This window comes from Burkholderia sp. Ac-20379 (assembly GCF_017104645.1).
Lineage (GTDB): Bacteria > Pseudomonadota > Gammaproteobacteria > Burkholderiales > Burkholderiaceae > Burkholderia.
This window is the reverse complement of sequence record NZ_JAAGPF010000714.1, coordinates 1-1,112: the sequence shown is the minus strand read 5'-3', so window position 1 is coordinate 1,112 and position 1,112 is coordinate 1. Positions and strand designations below refer to the sequence as shown.

General features: G+C 73.0%; 2 protein-coding genes. One reads left to right on the top strand and one right to left on the bottom strand.

What is annotated here, in order from left to right; genetic code table 11:
- A partial coding sequence (locus G3N92_RS34180; RefSeq protein WP_206131890.1) for a gamma-glutamyltransferase occupies nt 1-262 on the top strand: 262 nt, incomplete at its 5' end.
- Between the two features lie 58 nt (nt 263-320).
- Here G3N92_RS34180 and G3N92_RS34175 read toward each other — a convergent pair.
- A partial coding sequence (locus tag G3N92_RS34175) for an ABC transporter permease subunit (RefSeq protein ID WP_206131889.1) occupies nt 321-1,112 on the bottom strand: 792 nt, incomplete at its 5' end.

Here is a 1,112-nt window from a genome sequence, read left to right as displayed (position 1 = left end):
GGTCGGCATCGCCGATTGGGGCATGACGATTCAGCAGGCGATCGCGCTGCCGAACCTCGGCTCGCGCAACGGGCCGACCGAGGTGGAAGCCGGGCGCGTGTCCGATGCGCTGATCGACGGCCTGAAGCGGCGCGGCCACACGGTCGTCGCGACCGACCTGAATTCCGATCTGGCGGGCCTGCAACGCGTGGCGGTGGACGGGCAATCGCTGTGGATCGGCGGCGCCGATCCGCGGCGCGAAGGCGTGGCGGCGGGGGATTGAACGGCGGCGCGAGCCGACGCGGCGGCGCAAGGCGCACCGCTGCATGGCTACCAGCGCCCTAGCCCCGCCCCTTCCACGGCACCAGCCGCCGCTCCAGCGCGCGCATCGCGAGATCGAAGCCCCACGCGATCGCGCCGATCAGCACGATGCCCATCACCACCACGTCGGTGCGCAAAAAGCTCGACGCGTTGAGCACCATCTGCCCGAGCCCGGCCGTGGCCGCCACCATCTCGGCGGCCACCAGCGTGGTCCAGCCGAAGCCGATCGCGATCCGCAGCCCGGTCAGGATTTCCGGCAGCGCGGCGGGCAGCACCACGTGGCGCACCACCTGCAACGGGCTGCCGCCCAGCGAATACGCGGCGGCGATCTGCTCGTGCGTCGCGCTGCGCACGCCGGCGCGCGCGGCCATCGCGATCGGCGCGAAGCAGGCCAGGAAGATCACGACGATCTTGGCCGTCTCGTCGATGCCGAACCAGATCACCACCAGCGGCAAATACGCCAGCGGCGGCAACGGCCGGTAGAACTCGAGCGGCGGATCGAGCAGGCCGCGCGCGACGCGGCTCACGCCCATCAGGATGCCGGCCGGAATGCCGAACAGCGCCGCCAGCGCGAACGCGCCGAACACGCGCAGCGCGCTCCAGGCCAGATGCTCGGGCAGTGGCACGCCGCCCTGAAGCTGCCCGCGCCAGGCTTCGACGAACGCCTGCCAGACGGCCGCCGGCGACGGCAGGAACAGCGGCGGCACCCAGCCGAAATGCGTGGCGGCCCACCAGAGCAGCGCCAGGCCGGCCACCGAAGCGGCGCTCAGCGCGGCCGTCGGCCCTTCGCCGGGGCGGCGCGCGCCGCGATG